We start from the raw sequence: 19441 nt of genomic DNA on the forward strand, positions 1-19441 counted from the left end.
AGCGCCAGCGTCGGGGCGCCAGGACCACACGACTTCGCCGTCCGCGAATATCACGCTCGTCAGTCGTAACACCCGCGTCCACCGCATCTCACCGCAACGTTCGTGACGATCGCGACCCGCCCCTCATTCGGATGAGACGCGCGGAGTTAAATCACTGATTTGCCCGACGGCGAAAGTGGAATGTTTTTGCGCGAGGGCTGGACAGACTTTTGCTGATTTGCCCGTCGGGTTGTTATGTCGCACCCAAAATAGCCACATCGTCATTGCGAGCGGAGCGAAGCAATCCATAGCGCCGCAAGTAGAGACATGGATTGCTTCGCTGCGCTCGCAATGACGGAGGTGGTGGCGCGAGCCACCGCACCCTCGGCAAGGGGCTTTTCGACGACGATCATTCGTGTACTAATAAACAATCCGACTTGATCGGCACGTCAGGCCGCGGGCACAATGCGCGGCGCAGGGATTGAGCGAAAAGGACAGAGCATGGCCCACGATGCACCGCAGGCGATCGGACCGAGCAAGCTGGTGATCCGCAATATCGGGCTGTTGCTGTCGGGGGCGCTGGAGCGGCCGATCCTCGACGCCGACACCATCGTGGCCGAGAACGGCAAGATCACCGCGATCGGCCGCGCCAAGGATGTCGACACCGAAGGCGCTACCACCATCGTCGATGCCAATGGCACGACGGTGGCGCCCGGGCTGATCGACAGCCACGTCCACCCTGTTGCGGGCGACTGGACGCCGCGGCAGAACCAGGTCAACTGGATCGACAGCTACCTGCATGGCGGCGTCACCACCATGATCTCCGCGGGCGAAGTCCACATGCCGGGCCGGCCACGTGATGTCGTGGGCCTCAAGGCGATGGCTATCTTCGCGCAGCGCGCATTCTGGACACTGAGGCCCGGCGGCGTGAAGGTGCACGCCGGCGCGCCGGTGATCGAATGCGAGATGGTGGAAGAGGATTTCAAGGAAATGGCCGCCGCCGGCGTCAAGCTGCTCGGCGAGGTCGGCCTTGGCGGCGTGAAGGACGGCCCGACCGCGCGGAAGATGGTGGGATGGGCGCGCAAATACGGCATCCAGAGCACGATCCACACCGGCGGCCCCTCGATCCCCGGCTCCGGTCTGATCGACAAGGATGTGGTGCTGGAGGCCGACACCGACGTGGTCGGCCACATCAACGGCGGCCACACCGCCCTGCCGGACGACCAGATCCGCTGCATCTGCGAGGGCTGCAAGCGCGGCCTCGAACTGGTTCACAACGGCAATGAGCGATCGGCGCTCTACACGCTGCGCATCGCGCGCGATATAGGTGATCTTCACCGCGTCATCCTCGGCACCGATGCGCCCGCCGGCTCCGGCGTGCAGCCGCTCGGGATTTTGCGCATGGTCTCGATGCTGTCCTCGCTGGGCGAACTGCCGGCAGAGATCGCGTTCTGCCTCGCCACCGGCAACACCGCGCGGATGCGCGGATTGGATTGCGGATTGGTCGAAGTCGGCCGCGCGGCGGATTTCGTGCTGATGGACAAGGCGCAGCATTCGCCAGGCAAGAATATCCTGGAGAGCGTGCAGCTCGGCGATCTGCCGGGCATCGGCATGACCATCATCGACGGCATCGTCCGCACCCAGCGCAGCAGGAATACGCCGCCGGCGGGCAAAGTGCCGGAGATTGTGGGACGATAACCGATCCGGAGTCATTCCGGGGCATCGCGAAGCATCGAGCCCGGAATCCATCTCGCCGCAGAGTGCGCGGCAAAATGGATTCCGGGCTCGCGCTACGCGCGCCCCGGAATGACGGGGTGTGGGCGCGCCTACTCGATCACCTGCACTATCTTCTGCTGCTGCGGATCGACCAGCACGATCTGGTCGCCGACAGCGAGATAGCGATAGTTCCTGAGCTCGGCATTGCTGCGCACCATCTCCTCTGGCACGGGCTGCAGCGACAGGCAGTTCGATGCCGACGTTCCGCCCGACGAGGTCGTCGAGCCGACCGTAGTCGAAGGCCCGCGCGCCAACTCCCTGAACCTCGTGCGCATGTCGTCACTGATGACGATGCGCTCGCGGCCATAGGCTGCGGCCCCGCCATAGCCCGGCCCTTCGTCGAGGATGTCGACGACTTCGTGCCGCCGCGGATCGACGATCACGACCCTGTCGTCGACGAGCGTGTAATCGTAGTCGCGATATTGCGGAGCAATCCGCACGATGTCTGCCGGCAGCCGGTGAGGCTGGATACTCGGCGGCAACGGCTGGCCGATATTGACATTCACATTGGAGGTCCGGGTTGCCGTTCGATCACTCCGTAGCTGATCCACGATCTGCTTGCGCTGGTCGTCATTGACGTTTGCAGCGCGCTGACCGGCCTGTCCAGACGTTTGGCCGGTCCTGGTGGCCTGGTCCTGCGTCGTGTCGCTCGGCCGCGAGCTCTGCTGCTGCGTCGACGTGCCGGAGGGCTGTCCCGCCTGATCGCGCTGATCCCTGCGGTCGCGGTCCATCTGCTGCTGGCTCTGCTGCCTGGTATCGGCAGGCTGCCTGGTGTCCTGCGCGCGGTCACGTCCAGTGCGGTCCTCGCGACCGCGCTGCTGCTCGGTGGTCTCCTTGGCGTTGCGACCTTGCTGATCTTCCTTGCTCTGCTGCTGCGACGCGCTGGCTGGCGGTCGTTCGCGACGATCCTGATCCTGGCTTTGCCGGGTCGGCTCCTTGCTTTCACGTCCTTGCGGCTCCTGAGCCTGCTTGCTTCGCTCACCCGGCGACTGGCTCTCGCCGCGCTGCATGTCCCTGGCGCCGCCCCTCTGTTCAGATTGAGTGCGCTCCTTCGCGTGGTCGGCCGCCGCACCCGAGCGCTCGGTTTCCCTGGATGGGGCGCCCGAACGATCCATGTCTTTCGACTGAGCCGTGGGCGCCTGTGCGCGAGGGCTCTCCTCGCGCTTCTGCGATTGATCCGGCGCCTGCGCAATGGCCGCGCCGGCGCCGATGGTCATGGCGATCGCCGTTGTGTAAAGCCAATTCATCCTCATTGGGGGAACTCCTGTTGGTTCCTCTGCCCGCCTCTTGAACCTTAGCAATGTCAGCCGCCGGGTTTTGTTCCGCCGACAATCCGGCGGACTCTGGACGCTTCAGCGCAGCTTGCTCAGGAGCGCGATCAACGTCTCGCGCTCCTTCCCATCGAGCGGCGCCAGCGTTTCCTTGGTGATCGCCAGCGCGTTCGGCGCAGCTTTTTCGACCGTCTGCTGGCCCGCGCGGGTCAGGCTGACGAGCAAACGACGGCCGTCCTCAGGATCGGAACTGGTCTCGGTCAGGCCCCGCGCCGTGAGGCGGTCGATGACGCCCTTGATGGTGGCGACATCCATCGCTGTCAGCCGGCCAAGCTGGTTCTGCGAGCACGAGCCGGTCTCGGCGAGCTTCGACAGCGCCGCCCATTGCGGCGAGGTTAGCTCGACGCCGATCTCACGCGCGAAGATGGTGGCATGGCGCTGCCACACCTGGCGCAGCAAGAAGCCGATCTGCTCGTCCAGAATGTAGCTGATCTTCTGCGGCTTCGGGTTGCGTTTCGCGCCCCCATTCCTGGCCATTATTGAATCTCCCACCATCGCCCATCACAGCGACAGATGCGCGTCCCGAATATCGGGCCGCGCATCGAGCTCGGCCATCGTGCCGCCGAAGCAGATGCGGCCGCGCTCGATGATATAGGCGCGATCCGAGATCAGGCGCGCGAAATGCAGATTCTGCTCGGAGACGACGATGCTCACGCCTTCTTTCTTCATGGCAAGGATCGCATCGACCATCTGCTCGACGATCTTCGGCGACAGGCCTTCGGAAGGCTCATCGAGCAGCACCAGCGACGGATTGCCCATCAGCGTGCGCGCAATCGTCAGCATCTGCTGCTCGCCGCCGCTCATGCGCCCGCCTGCGCGTCCCCGCATCTCGCCGAGATTCGGAAACAGCGTGAACAGTTTTTCGCGCGTCCAGTATGGCGCGTTGGCGCGCTTCGGCTGACGGCCGACCTCAAGATTTTCCTCGACCGTCAGCTCGGTGAAGATGCGCCGCTCCTCCGGCACATAGCCCAGCCCGCCGCGCACGATCGCATGCGTCGGCTCGCGCGAAACGTCCCTGCCCTCGAACACGATACGCCCCGAGCGGTTCTCGACCAGGCCGACGATGGAGCGGAAGGTCGTCGACTTGCCGGCGCCGTTGCGACCGAGCAGCGCGACCACCTCGCCTTCGCCGACATCGAGCGCGATATCGAACAGGATATGCGCCGGGCCATAGAAGCTGTTGAGATCCTTGACCTGGAGTTTCATGCGTGCGCTCCGTCGCGGTGGCGCGCGTCGTAGACCAGGCCCTCGCCGAGGTAGATCGCGCGGACTTGCGCATTGCCGCGGACTTCCTCGGGCGATCCCTCGGCAATCAGGCTGCCGCGGTTGAGCACCAGGATGCGGTCGGCATGCTCGAACACGACATCCATATCGTGTTCGGTGAAGAGCACCCCGATCGACTGCTCGCGCGCGATACTGGCCGTGAGCCGCATCAACTCGATGCGCTCGCGCGGCGCCATGCCGGCGGTCGGCTCGTCCATCAACAGCAGCTTCGGCTGGTTGGCGAGCGCGACCGCAAGCTCAAGTCGCTTGAGGTCGCCATAGGCGAGCTCGCCGCAGGGACGCTCGGCATAGGCGCCCATACCGACGAGATCGAGCAGCCGGCCGGCCGCCTCGCGCGCGAACTCTGGCGTCGAGCTCCAGACATTGAAAAGCTGGTGCCGGTGCGAGACCAGCGCGACCTGTACGTTTTCGCGCACGGTCATGGTGGGAAAGGTCGCGGTGATCTGGAACGTGCGCCCCACGCCGAGCCGCCAGATCGCGCGCGGCTTCTTGCCGACGGTGTCCTCGCCCAGGATCGTGATGCGGCCGGAATCCGGGACGTTCTGGCCGTTGAGCATGTCGAAGCAGGTGCTCTTGCCGGCACCGTTGGGACCGATCAGCGCCAGGATCTCGCCGGCGCGCAATTCGAACGAGACGCCGCGCACGGCGTGCACGCCGCCATAGGATTTGGTCAGACCTTCGACCGACAGCAATGTGGGGACCATGCTCATTCGGCGGTCTCGATGCGCGAGGCGAGAAGCGGCGAGTTCGACGATGACGATTTGCGACGGCGGCTGAGGATCGACTGCAGCGTGCCGACGATGCCCTTCGGGAAGGCGACGACGATCAGCACGATGAAGGCACCGAGCACCAGTTTCGACCAATCGGTCTGGCTGACCAGCCAGATGTTCAAGGCCTTGTAGACGATGGCGCCGACCACGGCGCCGGACACCGTCTCGACGCCGCCGAGCAGCACCATGACCAGCGCATCGACCGAGAGCGAGATGCCCATGTTGTCAGGGAAGACGCTGCCCTTCAGATATGCGAATAGCGCGCCGGCGAGGCCGGCCACGGTGCCCGCAATCACGAACGCGGTCCACTGGATGCGCTTGCCGTTGATGCCGATCGCTTCGCTGCGCAGCGGCGAATCCCGCGTCGCGCGCAATGCGAAGCCGAAGGGCGAGAACACGATGATGCGGAGGATCAGAACTGCCAGCGCCGCGATGCCGAGCGAGAGCCAGTAGAAGTGCGACGGGCTCGCCGCCCATTTCTCCGGCCAGACGCCAAGGATGCCATTGTCGCCGCCGGTGACCGCCACCCACTGGAACGCGATCGACCACACGATCTGGGCAAAGGCGAGCGTCAGCATCGCGAAATAGACGCCGGAGAGCTGTACGGCAAAGAAGCCAAACACGGCGGCACCGACGAGGCCCAATAGCGGGCCAAGCGCGAGGCACACGATCATCGGCAGCCCCGCCAGTTTAGCGAGGAAGGCGACGCCATAGGCGCCCAGGCCGAAATAGGCGGCATGGCCGAACGAGGCGAGACCGCCGACCGACATCAGGAAATGCAGGCTGACGGCGAAGATCACGAAGATCGCGATCTCCGAGCCGACGGTGAGCGCGTAATTGCCGGCGAAAAACGGCAGCGCGGCAGCCACGACCAGGGCGGCGATTGCGGCCAATCGCTCGTTCGAGGTCCAGGGCCGCCACGGATTGACGGTGAGACCCGGCGTGCGGCGCGCCGGCGCCTCCGGCTTGCCGAACAGGCCCCACGGGCGGACGATCAGCACGACCGCCATCACCAGGAAGACCAGGATGATGGAGATCTTCGGGAAGATCAGAATGCCGAAGGCGTTGAGCTCGGAGACCAGCACCGCGGCGACGAAGGCGCCGATGATGCTGCCGAGGCCGCCGATCACGACGACGACGAAGGCTTCGACGATGATGCGCAAGTCCATCGCATGATGCACGGCATCGCGCGGGATCTGCAGCGCGCCGCCGAGGGCTGCGAGAAAGACGCCGACCGCAAACACGCTGGTGAACAGCCATTTCTGGTTGACGCCGAGCGCTGCGACCATGTCGCGGTCCTGCGTCGCCGCGCGCACCAGGATGCCCCAGCGGGTGCGCTGGAACAGCAGCCAGAGGATGCCGAGCACGACGGGGCCGAGCACGATCAGGAACAGGTCATAGCTCGGGATGTTCTGGCCGAAGAAATCAACCGCGCCCTTGAAGCCGGGCGCGCGGCGGCCGACCAGGTCGCTCGGGCCCCAGATCAGCACGACGAGATCCTGGACCATGAGCGTGAGGCCGAAGGTCGCGAGCAACTGGAACAATTCCGGCGAATGATAGATCCGCCGCAACAGCACCATCTCGACCAGCACGCCCACCACAGCCACGACGAGCGCGGCGGCGACGATGCCGCCCCAGAAGCCGAGCGCGCCGGAGAAGCGCTCGGTGAGCGTGAAGGCGATGTAGGCGCCGAGCATGTAGAACGCGCCATGCGCGAAGTTTACGATCCGCGTCACGCCGAAGATGATCGACAGCCCCGAGGCGACCAGGAACAGCGAGGCGGCGCTGGCAAGTCCGGTCAGGAACTGAACGACGTAAAAGGCCATCGGCGATCCGGGTTGGAGTTAGCTGCGTGACTTCGTTCTGGGTACGTGGCCCATCCTTCGAGACGGCCGCTCTGCGGCCTCCTCAGGATGAGGTCTGAATTCGCAGAGGCCTCAGAGCCCCGGGACAGGGTCCGAGCGCCTCATGGTGAGGAGGCGCGAAGCGCCGTCTCGAACCATGAGGCCCCGCTTTATCCGCATCAATTCTTCGGCCGCAGCTTCTCGATCTCGGCATCGGCAGGCAGATAGTCGGAGCCCTTCTTGTAGGAGGACTCTACCATTACGCCCTTGCCGTCCTTCAGCGCGGTCTTGCCGACGTAAGCACCGAGCGTCGACTGGTGGTCGATCTTGCGGAAGGTGATCTCGCCGAACGGCGACGGCACCGACAGGCCCTCGGTCGCCGCGATCAGCTTCTCCGGATCGGTCGAGTTCGCCTTGGTCAGGATCGCGGCCGCCGACTTGATGGTCTGGTAGCCGACGATCGAGCCGAGCCGCGGATAATCCTTGAACTTGGCCTGGTAGGCCTTCAGGAACGCCTCATGCTCCGGCGTCTTGATATCGTACCAGGGGTAGCCAGTGACGATCCACCCTTCCGGCGTTTCGTCCTTCAGCGGATCGAGATATTCCGGCTCGCCGGTCAGGAAGCTCACCACCGCGCGGTCCTTGAACAGGCCACGCGTGTTGCCTTCGCGCACGAGCTTGACCAAGTCGGCGCCGAAGGTGACGTTGAGGATCGCTTCCGGATTGGCTGCGGCAACCGCCTGCACCACCGGGCCGGCGTCGATCTTGCCCTGCGGCGGCCACTGCTCGTCGACCCACACGATGTCGGGACGCTTCTCCGACATCAGCTTCTTGAACACGGCAACGGCCGACTGGCCGTATTCATAATTCGGCGCGATGGTGGCCCAGCGCTTCGCCGGCAGTTTCGCGGCGGCCTCGACCAGCATCGCCGCCTGCATGTAATTCGAGGGACGCAGACGGAAGGTATAGCGGTTGCCCTTGGACCAGGTGATGGCATCGGTCAACGGCTCGGCGGCGAGGAAGAATACCTTCTTCTGGTTGGCGAAGTCAGAGACGGCGAGCCCGATATTGGAGAGGAAGGTCCCGGCGAGCATCGCGACGTTCTCGCTCGAGACCAGTTCGTTGGCGGCGGTCTGCGCATCCGCCGGCTTGCCATTGTCATCCTTGGAGATGACGACCAGCTTCTTGCCGTTGATGCCGCCGCTCGCGTTGATCTCTTCGACCGCGAGCTGCCAGCCCTTGCGATAGGGCTCGGTGAAGGCGGGCAACAATGAATAGCTGTTGATTTCGCCGATCTTGATCTCGCTCTGGGCCATGGCGGTGTTTGCCATGCCCGCAACCAGCACCGCGAGCCCTGCCCCGATCAAATAATTCCGCATCCCTTACCCTCCGCTCCTTAAGAAAAACTATCTCAAACCGTCTTCGCCCTTGATCTCCGCGACCGTCAGCCCGCCGACGCGCGGCAGCGGCCGGCCGGAATCGGTGACAGCGACCGCGACCATGATCTCGTTGGCCCGCGGCGCGTCATTGATCTGTACCTCCATGCCATCGAAATGGCTGCGCACGAAAGCCGCATCCTTATGCCCCAGCGGGATATCCAGCGTCGTCCCCGGACCAGAACGCTTTTTCGAGGACGGAATCAATGCGGCTCCTTTACTCAGGACCTTGCGGACGGGCGCTCCCATCTTGGGATGCAAGATCGCGGCCGCATGTTCGAGCTCGCCGTTTTCGCCGACGGCGGCGGCTTTCCCATAGGAATGCGCCTTGGAGCCCTCGATGCCGAGCGCCGCCACCGCTCGTTTCGACAGCAATTCGCCGAGTTCCTCGCCAATCGCGATCAGAGACGAAAGGTCCTCGACATAGCGGCCGGCAAAAGGGTTTTCGATTACCGCGATCGCCGCCGCGCGCCGGGTCGGCGGAGCGATGGTCTTACCCATCTCGATGTGGGTCTCCTCGACCACGGTGACGATCTTGCGAATGATGGCACTCATCGGTTTCCGCCCTGTTGTCTTCGGCCCGGTTTCTGATCAGGTCCGCGCATTCTCTATCGCGCATTCATGAACGAGTTGCGATTCCGGTACCTCAAGCGCACGCGCCCGCACGATCACCGTCTCGCCGAACAGGCGCAGCGCCGCGCCCTCGATCAATCCTGCCGCAAGGCATTCTCGCGCGCAAACCGCACCCGCTTCAAGGGCATCGGTGATCGCGCGAGCCGACAATGTGCCGACCTCCCGCGTCACCAGGCGCGGGCCGAGGTCGCTGTCGGGCTGCAGTTCATTTGCCGGGCGGCGGACAATCTTAGGGTTTCCGGGCAAGTCGACGGCGTTGGCGATGACGGTCGCGGCGGCATCGGCTTCCGAGGCGGTCCGCGCCAGCACGGTGACGGCATCGGCGATGCCGAAGGAGAAGCTGCGGCCGTGACGGCCGCTGGTGGCGATGCCGCGGACGGGATCGTCGGCGTGGATGACCATGGTCTGCAGCAGGCCGCGGCGATCGGGATGGTCGATCAGGCCGACGGTGAACTGCTCGTTGCCGGCAAGATGCAGGGCGATGTCGCCGCCATTATTGACATAGGCGCGATCGAGCGATGCTGCCTCCAGTATCGCGCCGAGGATTTCTTCCGCCACGCTGCCGGCCACCGCTGCCATCGGCGTGATGAAGCGGTCGGCGGCGAACGGGGCCACCGCCGCATGCATGCGGCGCGCGATGACGCCTTCGAGCGCGCAGTGCAGCGGATGGGCCGCCCTGCGCAATTCGCCGAGCTCCATGCAAAGCCCGTCCAGCAGGCCGGTAAAGCGGTACACCGCCGCATCATAGGCTGCGCGCACGGCAGTCTCGCTTCCCGTCGCCTCCACGATCAGATCGATCGGTCCGTCCTGCAAATGCAGCCGCTTGCCATCAGGAAGAAGCGCGATTTGCGGACGCCTCGTCATGTTCGCCTCCCCGAGGTGAAGAGCATCGGCCGGATCTCGGCGCTGTCCTTGAGGGAGGACAGCGGCCGCACATAATCCATGTGGCCGCCCAGCGCCGCATAGTCGGAAAGTCTTAGCGTGAACTCGATCGGCGCCACCAGCGCCGGCGTCGGCACGTAGCCAAATGCCCCTATCGGCATCTGCGTGACATCGACCATGAAGGTGATGCCGCCGCCGGGCCAGACATAGACAGGTGCGCCGCCGCTGGTGACGCGAGTCAGCGCGTCCTTCACCGAGCGCGTCAGCCGCACCGGGTTGTCGGTGACGCCGGCGCGCAGCGAGCCGCCCGCGCCGGCCATGAACAGCACGGTGCACAGCGCCGGCTCGCAATTCTCCTGGATGCGCTCGACCGAGAATTTCAGCTCGGCCGGCATCTCCTGCTCGATCGGCCGCAGCGCCTCGTCGAGCACGTAATAGGCCGCATGCTCGCCGGTGGTCGAGACCATCAGCATGGTCAGCCCCGGCCGCGCCTCCTTCGGATCGAACGGGCCGAGCACGGACAGCGGATCGGAGATTTTGGTGCCGCCCCAGCCGGTGCCGGGTTCGGCGACCTGGAAATAACGGCCGGGCGTCGAGCGGCGGCCTTTCATCTTGATGCCGGTGTCAGCGATATCCAGCAGCTTGCCGGCCTGGTGCTCCGAGAGCACGCCGGTGATGTGGTCGTCGACCACCACGACCTCGTCGACCTTGCCGTGCCATTGCTTGGCGAACATGCCGATGGTGGCCGAGCCGCAGCCGACACGCATGCGCTCTTCCTGCACGCCATTGACAACAGGCGCCTTGCCGGCCTGCACCACGACCGTGGCGCCGCCATCGATCGCAAGTTCCACCGGCTTGCAGTTGGAAAGATCCATCAGCGTATCGCAGGTGACGCGGCCCTCTTTCTTGGAGCCGCCGGTCAGATGATGCACGCCGCCGAGCGACAGCATCTGCGAACCGTATTCGCTGGTGGTGACATGCCCGACCACCTCGCCCTCTGCGCGCACCGCCGCGGTCTCAGGGCCGAGATAGCGGTCGGTGTCGATCTTCACCTTGACGCCGCAATAGGAGAAGATGCCTTCGGTCACCACGGTGACCATATCGACGCCGTCGATTTCCGACGACACGATGAAGGGCGCCGGCTTGTAATCGGGATAGGTCGTGCCGGCGCCGATCGCGGTGACGAAGATATCGCCCTGGTGGACGATCTTGCCGTCCCAGTCGCCGCTCGCCTGGAACGGCACCACGCGCCCGCCATGCTCGAGCGCGCGCGACAGCACGATGTGCGGATCGACGCGCACCAGTTTCCCATCATGATTGGCATAGCGGTCGCAGGCGCCCGCCGCGCCCGGCTTGATGTAGCACATCACCGGGCAGGCATCGCAGCGGATCTTGTCAGAAGCGGCAACGTCGGCCATCGCGAACAAGCCTGGTGTTAGGAGGCGGCGTCATCTGGTCCCCGGGATATCAATCATCGGGGATATCGTTCGTATACGAATGATCCTGCGCGCAGGTTGTAGAGCTGTCAAGCGGGTGCAATCGCGAAAAACCACACCTGCCAAATAAAACCTCATTTGCCTGCTCGCTTTGTCCAGAAAGCGGGCAGCGCAGTGCAGCAAATTTCGGGCGGCTTGCACGTTTGTACACAAACGTTATCCTCCGATGCATCGATCGTAGATTTTGCGATCGATGATTTTGCAATGCAATCATCGAAACGCTCATAGAAGCCTTAGGGGACCACGAGCCGATGCGCCTGACCGTCAACGGCAGGATTTTCGATGTCGACGCCGCTCCGGACACCGCACTGCTTTACGTGCTGCGCAACGATCTCGAACTGAACGGACCGAAATATGGGTGCGGGCTCGGCGAATGCGGCGCCTGTGCGGTGCTGATCGACGGCGTCGCGGCGCGATCCTGCGTGATCCCGATCGATGGCTGCGCCGGGCGCGACATTGTGACGCTCGAAGGGCTCGGCGCGCGCGAACATCCAGATCCCGTGCAGCAAGCCTTCATCGCCGAGCAGGCCGCACAATGCGGCTACTGCCTCAACGGCATGATCATCACGACGAAGGCGCTGCTCACGCGCAATCCGCGTCCGACCGAAAACGAGATACTGGAAGCATTGCGCTACAATCTCTGCCGCTGCGGCGCGCATATCGAGATCATCCGCGCCGCGATGCGCGCGGCCGGCCACGAACTCGAGGCCCGCGATTGATGGCCTCGCAGGAGAGTCCCGCGCGGCCGCAAGGCTCGCTCTCCGTTGTTCGACGGTCGGATGCGAACGGCGCGTTCGAGACCTTCATCAAGATCACGGCGGATGGCTTTGTCACCGCTTATAACGGCCATGTCGATCTCGGTACCGGCATCCGCACCGCGCTCGGGCAGGTCGTCGCCGAAGAGCTCGACGTATCCTTTGCGCGCGTGGTCGTGGTGCTCGGTGACACCTCGCAGACGCCCAACCAGGGTCCGACGATCGCCAGCGAGACCATGCAGATATCGGCGGTGCCGCTCCGCAAGGCGGCAGCGCAGGCGCGGCACTTCTTGGCCGCGCGTGCGGCAGAACGACTCGATGTATCGGCTGAAGAGCTCTCGGTCGAGGACGGACTGATCCGCGGCAAGGACAACCGCAGCATCACCTATGGCGAGCTAATCGCGGACGAGACGATCCGGCTTGAGTTGGCCGACGATGTGCCCGTGAAGACCGTCGATGCCTATTCCGTGGTCGGCCAATCCGTGCCGCGCGTCGATCTTCCGGCCAAGGCGACCGGCGAACTGGTCTACGTCCACGATGTGCGCGTGCCCGGCATGCTGCACGGCCGCGTGGTGCGCCCGCCCTATGCCGGCGTCGATGCCGGGCCGTTCGTCGGCACCAGCCTGATTGCAGTTGATGAAAGCTCGGTGCGCAACATTCCGGGCCTCGTCGCGGTGGTGCGGATCGGCGATTTCGTCGGCGTCGTCGCCGAGCGCGAAGAAAACGCGATCAAGGCGGCGGCGCAACTGAAGGTCGCCTGGAAGCCGGCGCCGACGCTGACTGATCTCGATAACGTCGAGCAGGCGTTGCGCGCCAATCCTTCGACGCCGCGCACGCTGCTCGACAAGGGCGATGTCGACAGCGCAATCAAGGGCGCCGCGAAGCCGATGCAGCGGACCTATCTGTGGCCATACCAGATGCATGGCTCGATCGGCCCGTCCTGCGCGGTGGCGGACTATCGCGACGATGCGATCCACGTCTGGTCGGGCACGCAGAACCCGCACCTCCTGCGCAGCGATCTCGCGCTGCTGATCGAGCGGCCGGAAGCCGAGATCGAGGTGATCAGGATGGAGGCAGCCGGCTGCTATGGCCGCAACTGCGCTGACGACGTCACGGCGGATGCCTTGCTGCTCTCGCGCGCCGTTGGCCGTCCCGTGCGCGTGCAGTTGACGCGCGAGCAGGAGCACGCCTGGGAGCCGAAGGGCACCGCGCAGCTGATGGACGTCAATGGCGGCCTGAACGCGGACGGCAGCGTCGCGGCCTACGACTTTGCCACGCGCTATCCCTCGAACGGCGCGCCGACGCTGGCGCTGCTGCTCACCGGGCGGATCGCGCCGACGCCTGCTGTCTTCGAGATGGGCGACCGCACCGCGATCCCACCATACGACTACGACCACATGCGCGTGGTCGCCCACGACATGCCGCCGATCGTGCGCGCCTCCTGGTTTCGCGGCGTCTCAGCGCTGCCGAACACCTTCGCGCATGAATCCTATATCGACGAGCTCGCGGCTGAGGCTCACGTCGATCCGATCGAATACCGGCTGCGCTACCTCAAGAACAAGCGCGCCATCGATCTCGTCAACGCGGTCGCCGAGCGCGCCGGCTGGAAGCCACGCCCGGTGCGCGAGGAGAAGGTCGCGGAAGACGACATCGTGCGCGGGCGCGGCTTTGCCTATGCGCTCTACGTCCATAGCAAGTTTCCGGGCTATGGCGCGGCATGGTCGGCATGGATCGCCGATGTCGCGGTCAACAAGGCAACGGGCGACGTCAGCGTGACGCGCGTGGTGGCGGGGCAGGATTCCGGCCTGATGATCAACCCGGACGGCGTGCGCCACCAGATCCATGGCAACGTCATCCAGTCGACCAGTCGTGCGCTGATGGAAGAAGTCACCTTCGAGCGCGGCGCGGTGACGGCACGGGAATGGGGCGCCTACCCCATCATCAAATTCCCGGAGCTTCCGAAGATCGACGTGCTGATGCTGCCGCGGCAGGATCAGCCGCCGCTCGGTGTCGGCGAATCCGCGTCCGTGCCGAGCGCGGCTGCAATCGCGAACGCGATCTATGATGCAACCGGTGTGCGCTTCCGCGAATTGCCGTTCACGCCGGAACGTATCCTGAAGGGATTGCACGGCGAGGAACCGACTGCCCCACCTGCGCTGGCGCCACCACTGCCTGCTCCGTCAGAGAAATGGCAAAAACCGTTCGTGAGACGCACCGGCGTGCTTGCCGGCATCGCCGCCGTATGTGCGGCCGTCGTCGGCATCGGCGCGGCCGTGCTGCCGTGGCGCGCGATTGCGCCGATCGCGCGTCCTGACGCATCGGTCTATTCGGCCGCGACCATTGCACGCGGCAAGGAGCTTGCCGCGCTCGGCGCCTGCGCGGTGTGCCATACCGCAGCGGACGGAACGCTCAACGCGGGCGGCCGGGCGCTGGAGACGCCGTTCGGCATCATCTACGCGACCAACATCACGCCCGATGTCGAGACCGGCATCGGCGCGTGGTCCTATCCGGCCTTCGAGCGCGCGATGCGCGAAGGCATCCATCGCGACGGCCGGCATCTCTATCCGGCTTTCCCCTACCCCCATTTTGCCAAAGCCACCGACGCGGACCTGCAGGCGCTCTATGCCTACCTGATGGCGCAGGCCCCGGTGCGCGCGATGACGCCGGAACACGAACTGAAGTTTCCTTTCAACCTGCGCCCGCTGCTCGCCGGATGGAATGCGCTGTTCCACGAGGCGAAATCGTTCCAGCCCGATCCGACCAGGTCGGAGATGTGGAATCGCGGCGCCTATCTGGTCGAAGGTCTCGGCCATTGCAGCGCCTGCCATTCGCCGCGCAACGCGCTCGGCGCCGAACTGAAGAATGCCTATCTCGCCGGCGGCTTTGCCGAGGGCTGGGAGGCGCCTGCGCTGACGTCGCTCTCAAAGGCACCGATCCCCTGGAGTGAGGACGAGCTCTACGCCTATTTGCGGACCGGCGAATCCCGCTTCCATGGCGTGGCGGCCGGGCCGATGGCGCCGGTCGTGAAGGAATTGGCCGCACTGCCAGACCGGGACATCCGCGCCATGGCCGTCTATCTCGGCTCTTTCAACGAGACCGCCATTGACGGGCCGGCGCAGGAAGCGCTCGCCGTGAAGCTCGAACATGCAACGGCCACGAGCGCGGTTGTCCCCGCCTCTTTCGGCGCCCGCCTCTACCAGGGCGCCTGCGCGGTCTGTCACGAGGTGGGCGGACCGCCTCTGTTCGGCAGCCGGCCCTCGCTGTCCCTGAACAGCAATCTGCACAGCGCGGTGCCGGACAATTTGATCCAGGTGATCCTGCACGGCATCCGCGAACCTGCGACCGGCGACCTCGGTTATATGCCCGGATTCAAGGACAGCATGACCGACGGCCAGGTCGCCGAACTCGTTTCCTATCTCCGGCGGCAGTTTGCTCCGGACAAGCCGGCCTGGATCGGCATCGAGGCGACCGCTGGCAGGATCAGACAGGGAACACGCTGAGCTGCCCTGCCAGAACCACTGCCACAATCCACTGGTTGGGCAGCTTTTGGCACGCTAAGGTTCCGCCATGACGTTTACGGATATTGCAACCCGAACCTACAACCATGGCTGGCGGCTCGACCCGATCGTGCGCAGCCTGCTCGACACCGATTTCTACAAGCTGTTGATGCTGCAGATGATCCGGGAGTTCTACCCGGACACGCGCACGACCTTTTCGGTGATCAACCGCACCAGCCGGGTCCGGCTTGCCGAGGTGATCGACGAGGTCGAGCTGCGTGCCCAGCTCGACCACGCCCGCACCATCCGCTTCAGCAAGAAGGAACTGATCTGGCTCGCCGGTAACACGTTCTACGGCAAGACCCAGATGTTCTCGCCGGATTTCATCAACTGGCTTTCGACTTTCCGCCTGCCCGAATATGAACTGCACAAGGTCGATGGGCAGTATGAACTGCATTTCCACGGGCCCTGGACCCACACCACGATGTGGGAGATCCCGGCGCTCGCGATCCTGAACGAATTGCGCTCGCGCGCGGCGATGAAGGGTCAGGGCCGTTTCGCGCTCGACGTGCTCTATGCGCGCGCCAAGGCCAAGCTGTGGGCCAAGGTCGAGCGCCTGCGCAAGCTCGACGGCCTAAAGCTTTCGGACTTCGGCACCCGCCGCCGCCACGGCTTCCTCTGGCAGCGCTGGTGCGTCGAGGCCGTGAAAGAAGGGCTTGGGCCGTCCTTCACCGGCACCTCCAACGTGCTGCTGGCGATGGACAACGACCTCGAGGCGATCGGCACCAATGCCCATGAACTGCCGATGGTGGCTGCGGCGCTCGCCAATTCGGACGAGGAGCTGCGCTGGGCGCCCTACGCCATCCTCGACCAGTGGCGCCATACCTATGGCGGCAACCTGCTGGTCGCCCTCCCCGACGCCTTCGGCACCAGGGTGTTTCTGCGCGACGCGCCGGATTGGGTCGCCGACTGGACCGGCTTTCGCCCGGACAGCGCGCCGCCGATCGCGGCCGGCGAGGAGATCATCCGATGGTGGAAGCAGAAGGGCCGCGATCCCAGGGAGAAGCTCCTGGTCTTCTCGGACGCCATGGACGTCGATTCGATCGAGGAAAGCTACAGGCATTTCGCCGGCCGCGTTCGCATCAGCTTCGGCTGGGGCACCAACCTCACCAATGACTTCGTCGGCTGCGCGCCTGACGGTTCCGCCGACCTCGACCCGATCTCGATCGTCTGCAAGGTGACCTCGGTCGACGGCAGGCCGGCGGTGAAACTCTCAGACAATCCCGAGAAGGCGACCGGTGTCCCCTCCGAGGTCGAGCGTTACTTGCGCGTATTCGGCAACGCCGGCCGCGTGCGCGCTGCCGTGCACGTCTAGTTTTGGGCATGATCTCCGCGCAAACACTACGCGTTTGTCGCGCGGGAAAACTGGCTTCCATCTTTCCGGATCAGGCCATAAACCGCACCAATCCCGCCCCCAGCTCGCGAGTTTCAGCATGCCCGCACCCAACCCGCCTGCGTTCGAAACCCTAAGCCTGCATGCCGGACAGCGCCCCGATCCCGTGACGGGATCGCGTGCAGTGCCGATCTACCAGACGACGTCCTACGTGTTCCAGGACGCCGATCATGCGGCGGCACTGTTCAACCTGGAACGCGCCGGCCACATCTACACACGAATTTCCAATCCAACGACTGCGGTGCTGGAAGAGCGGATCGCAGCGCTCGAAGGCGGCGTCGGCGCGATCTGCACCGCGAGCGGCATGGCCGCGATGCATCTGGCGATCGCCACGCTGCTCAATGCCGGCGACCATATCGTCGCTTCGGCCTCGCTCTATGGCGGCACCATCAACCTGCTGGCGCACACGCTGCCGCGCTTCGGCATCACGACAACCTTCGTGAAGCCGCGGGCGCTGGACGAATTCCGCGCCGCGATCAAGCCGAACACGCGCCTGGTGATCGCCGAGACCATCGGCAATCCCGGCCTTGAAGTGCTCGATATCCCCGCGGTGGCTGACATTGCGCATGACGCGAAAATTCCGCTGTTGATCGACAACACCTTTGCGACGCCCTATCTCAGCCGCCCGATCGAATTCGGCGCCGACATCGTCATGAACTCGGCGACGAAATGGCTCGGCGGGCATGGCATTGCGATCGGCGGCGTCATTGTCGACGGCGGCGGCTTCGACTGGCATGCGTCGGGCAAATTCCCGCAGCTCACCGAACCCTATGCCGGCTATCACGGCATCGTCTTCGACGAGCAGTTCGGCAAGGCGGCCTTCATCATGCGGGCCCGCACCGAGGGCTTGCGCGATTTCGGCGCCTGCCTGTCGCCGACCAACGCGTTCCAGCTCCTGCAGGGCATCGAGACGCTCGGCGTGCGGATGGATCGGCACATGAGCAATACGCTCGCGGTGCTGGACTTCCTGACCGCGAACAAGGCAGTCGAGTGGGTGCTGCATCCGGCGCTGGAAAATCACCCCGACTACGAGCTTGCGAAGAAGCTGCTGCCGCGCGGCGCCGGCTCGATCGTCAGCTTCGGCATCAAGGGCGGACGCGTTGCGGGCAAGAAGTTCATCGAGTCGCTCAAACTGATCAGCCACCTCGCCAATGTCGGTGATGCCAAGACACTCGTGATCCATCCCGCCTCCACCACCCATCAGCAGATGGACGCCGACCAGCTCAAGGCTGCCGGCATCGGCGAAGAGCTGGTGCGGCTGTCGGTCGGCATCGAGACCGCGCAGGACGTCATCGACGATCTCGGCCAGGCGCTTCGCGCGTCGCAGAGGGTTTGAGCCATGCAGCTTTCGGTGAACGGGATTGAGACCTTCGTGGTAACAGGCGGAAAGCCGTTCGATCCGTCGTTACCCACGGTCGTGATGATCCACGGCGCGGGCTTTGACAGCTCCACCTGGGCGCTGCACAGCCGCTGGTTCGCGCACCACGGCTATTCGGTATTGGCGCCGGACCTGCCGGGCCACGGCCGCTCGTCCGGCAAGCCCTTGCCGACGATTGCGGCGATGGCGGATTGGATCGCGGCGCTGTTGCAGGCGGCCGGCGCCTCGAAGGCGAAGCTGATCGGACACTCCATGGGTTCGCTGATCGCGCTGGAGACCGCGGCGCGGCACCCGGACAAAGTGTCGGCACTGAGCCTGATCGGAACGGCGGCGACGATGACGGTTGGGCCTGATCTGTTGAAGGCGGCGGAGGCCAACGATCCCGCCGCGATCGACATGGTCTCGATCTGGGGTCTCGGCTTCAAGGCCGAGCTCGGCGGCTCGCTCGCGCCGGGATTATGGATGCACCACGGCGCACAACGCGTGCTGCAGCGCGCGCGACCAGGGGTGCTCTATAATGATCTCAACGCCTGCAATTCGTACCAGAACGCGCTGGCCGCGGCGGCGCACATCAAGGTGCCCACAACCTTCATCCTCGGCGAGCGCGATCTGATGACACCCGCGAAAGCCGGCAAGACGCTGGCGGCCGCAACGCCAAACGCGCGCACCGTGGTGCTGGCCGGTGCCGGCCACATGATGATGGTCGAGCAGCCCGACGAACTGCTGGCGGCGCTGCGCGACTGAGATCAGCGCGCTTCTTCCTTCTCCCCTTGTGGGAGAAGGTGGCGCGAAGCGCCGGATGAGCGACTATCTGGGTTGTCAAGTTGCATTGGCGTAAGCGGCGCGCGCATCGCGTGCTTTGGCGTTGAGACGGACCAGGAGCTTACGGGCGAGTGCAATGCGAATGACCATTTTTTCCTTTCCGGC

Annotated in this window: 15 protein-coding genes and 1 pseudogene; 6 read left to right on the forward strand and 10 right to left on the reverse strand. The window is 64.8% G+C overall.

All coding sequences use genetic code 11. The features are described 5' to 3' along the window. The first annotated feature begins 480 nt into the window (after nt 1-480). The gene (locus ACZIRK_RS42420; RefSeq protein WP_474419588.1) at nt 481-1677 is read left to right on the forward strand and encodes an amidohydrolase family protein; all 1197 of its coding nucleotides are present in this window, start codon (nt 481-483) and stop codon (nt 1675-1677) included. Nucleotides 1678-1805: 128 nt separating this feature from the next. Here ACZIRK_RS42420 and ACZIRK_RS42425 read toward each other — a convergent pair whose 3' ends face one another. From ACZIRK_RS42425 to ACZIRK_RS42465, 9 genes are all read right to left on the reverse strand, one after another. Next, complete coding sequence (locus tag ACZIRK_RS42425) at nt 1806-3008, reverse strand: DUF1236 domain-containing protein (RefSeq protein ID WP_474419589.1); 1203 nt, start codon at nt 3006-3008, stop codon at nt 1806-1808. Nucleotides 3009-3107: 99 nt separating this feature from the next. Further along, nucleotides 3108-3563 carry a MarR family winged helix-turn-helix transcriptional regulator gene (locus tag ACZIRK_RS42430; RefSeq protein WP_130229400.1) on the reverse strand — a complete coding sequence of 152 codons (456 nt, stop codon included), beginning with the start codon at nt 3561-3563 and terminating at the stop codon, nt 3108-3110. Between the two features lie 24 nt (nt 3564-3587). Next, nucleotides 3588-4292, reverse strand: coding sequence for an ABC transporter ATP-binding protein (locus ACZIRK_RS42435; RefSeq protein WP_474419591.1), 705 nt, complete (start codon nt 4290-4292; stop codon nt 3588-3590). Then, on the reverse strand, nt 4289-5080 hold the full coding sequence (locus ACZIRK_RS42440) for an ABC transporter ATP-binding protein (protein ID WP_474419592.1): 792 nt from the start codon (nt 5078-5080) through the stop codon (nt 4289-4291). Before ACZIRK_RS42440 ends, ACZIRK_RS42435 begins: the two co-directional genes overlap by 4 nt. Beyond that, nucleotides 5077-6966, reverse strand: coding sequence for an ABC transporter permease (locus ACZIRK_RS42445; protein WP_474419594.1), 1890 nt, complete (start codon nt 6964-6966; stop codon nt 5077-5079). Before ACZIRK_RS42445 ends, ACZIRK_RS42440 begins: the two co-directional genes overlap by 4 nt. Nucleotides 6967-7163: 197 nt before the next feature. Next, nucleotides 7164-8363, reverse strand: coding sequence for an ABC transporter substrate-binding protein (locus tag ACZIRK_RS42450; RefSeq protein WP_474419595.1), 1200 nt, complete (start codon nt 8361-8363; stop codon nt 7164-7166). A gap of 27 nt (nt 8364-8390) precedes the next feature. Next, entirely contained in the window at nt 8391-8975 is a 585-nt protein-coding gene (locus ACZIRK_RS42455; protein WP_456644028.1) for an amino acid synthesis family protein, read from the reverse strand. Between the two features lie 36 nt (nt 8976-9011). Beyond that, nucleotides 9012-9917 (reverse strand): UPF0280 family protein, encoded by a 906-nt coding sequence (locus ACZIRK_RS42460; RefSeq protein ID WP_474419597.1) that lies wholly within the window; start codon nt 9915-9917, stop codon nt 9012-9014. Then, entirely contained in the window at nt 9914-11353 is a 1440-nt protein-coding gene (locus ACZIRK_RS42465) for a 6-hydroxynicotinate reductase (protein ID WP_474419598.1), read from the reverse strand. Before ACZIRK_RS42465 ends, ACZIRK_RS42460 begins: the two co-directional genes overlap by 4 nt. 329 nt (nt 11354-11682) lie before the next feature. On the opposite strand from ACZIRK_RS42465, the gene ACZIRK_RS42470 reads away from it, so the two are divergent. From ACZIRK_RS42470 to ACZIRK_RS42490, 5 genes are all read left to right on the forward strand, one after another. Beyond that, nucleotides 11683-12150 (forward strand): (2Fe-2S)-binding protein, encoded by a 468-nt coding sequence (locus ACZIRK_RS42470; protein WP_456644025.1) that lies wholly within the window; start codon nt 11683-11685, stop codon nt 12148-12150. Further along, nucleotides 12150-15686 (forward strand): molybdopterin cofactor-binding domain-containing protein, encoded by a 3537-nt coding sequence (locus ACZIRK_RS42475; RefSeq protein ID WP_474419599.1) that lies wholly within the window; start codon nt 12150-12152, stop codon nt 15684-15686. Before ACZIRK_RS42470 ends, ACZIRK_RS42475 begins: the two co-directional genes overlap by 1 nt. A gap of 67 nt (nt 15687-15753) precedes the next feature. After that, the gene (gene pncB / locus ACZIRK_RS42480; RefSeq protein WP_474419600.1) at nt 15754-17058 is read left to right on the forward strand and encodes a nicotinate phosphoribosyltransferase; all 1305 of its coding nucleotides are present in this window, start codon (nt 15754-15756) and stop codon (nt 17056-17058) included. A gap of 118 nt (nt 17059-17176) precedes the next feature. Further along, on the forward strand, nt 17177-18472 hold the full coding sequence (locus tag ACZIRK_RS42485; RefSeq protein ID WP_474419601.1) for an O-acetylhomoserine aminocarboxypropyltransferase: 1296 nt from the start codon (nt 17177-17179) through the stop codon (nt 18470-18472). 3 nt (nt 18473-18475) lie between these two features. Beyond that, nucleotides 18476-19258, forward strand: coding sequence for an alpha/beta fold hydrolase (locus ACZIRK_RS42490; protein WP_474419603.1), 783 nt, complete (start codon nt 18476-18478; stop codon nt 19256-19258). A 75-nt stretch (nt 19259-19333) separates the two neighbouring features. Here the strand turns inward: ACZIRK_RS42490 and ACZIRK_RS42495 are convergent. Beyond that, nucleotides 19334-19441, reverse strand: a pseudogene (locus ACZIRK_RS42495) (IS110 family transposase); the annotation flags it as partial.

It is taken from the genome of Bradyrhizobium sp. Leo114 (assembly GCF_055229415.2).

Bases quoted from the DNA above. Each gene is read 5' to 3' on its own strand.
- ACZIRK_RS42420 (WP_474419588.1), top strand. From the start codon at position 481: ATGGCCCACGATGCACCGCAGGCGATCGGACCGAGCAAGCTGGTGATC.
- ACZIRK_RS42425 (WP_474419589.1), bottom strand. From the start codon at position 3,008: ATGAGGATGAATTGGCTTTACACAACGGCGATCGCCATGACCATCGGC.
- ACZIRK_RS42430 (WP_130229400.1), bottom strand. From the start codon at position 3,563: ATGGCCAGGAATGGGGGCGCGAAACGCAACCCGAAGCCGCAGAAGATC.
- ACZIRK_RS42435 (WP_474419591.1), bottom strand. From the start codon at position 4,292: ATGAAACTCCAGGTCAAGGATCTCAACAGCTTCTATGGCCCGGCGCAT.
- ACZIRK_RS42440 (WP_474419592.1), bottom strand. From the start codon at position 5,080: ATGAGCATGGTCCCCACATTGCTGTCGGTCGAAGGTCTGACCAAATCC.
- ACZIRK_RS42445 (WP_474419594.1), bottom strand. From the start codon at position 6,966: ATGGCCTTTTACGTCGTTCAGTTCCTGACCGGACTTGCCAGCGCCGCC.
- ACZIRK_RS42450 (WP_474419595.1), bottom strand. From the start codon at position 8,363: ATGCGGAATTATTTGATCGGGGCAGGGCTCGCGGTGCTGGTTGCGGGC.
- ACZIRK_RS42455 (WP_456644028.1), bottom strand. From the start codon at position 8,975: ATGAGTGCCATCATTCGCAAGATCGTCACCGTGGTCGAGGAGACCCAC.
- ACZIRK_RS42460 (WP_474419597.1), bottom strand. From the start codon at position 9,917: ATGACGAGGCGTCCGCAAATCGCGCTTCTTCCTGATGGCAAGCGGCTG.
- ACZIRK_RS42465 (WP_474419598.1), bottom strand. From the start codon at position 11,353: ATGGCCGACGTTGCCGCTTCTGACAAGATCCGCTGCGATGCCTGCCCG.
- ACZIRK_RS42470 (WP_456644025.1), top strand. From the start codon at position 11,683: ATGCGCCTGACCGTCAACGGCAGGATTTTCGATGTCGACGCCGCTCCG.
- ACZIRK_RS42475 (WP_474419599.1), top strand. From the start codon at position 12,150: ATGGCCTCGCAGGAGAGTCCCGCGCGGCCGCAAGGCTCGCTCTCCGTT.
- pncB (WP_474419600.1), top strand. From the start codon at position 15,754: ATGACGTTTACGGATATTGCAACCCGAACCTACAACCATGGCTGGCGG.
- ACZIRK_RS42485 (WP_474419601.1), top strand. From the start codon at position 17,177: ATGCCCGCACCCAACCCGCCTGCGTTCGAAACCCTAAGCCTGCATGCC.
- ACZIRK_RS42490 (WP_474419603.1), top strand. From the start codon at position 18,476: ATGCAGCTTTCGGTGAACGGGATTGAGACCTTCGTGGTAACAGGCGGA.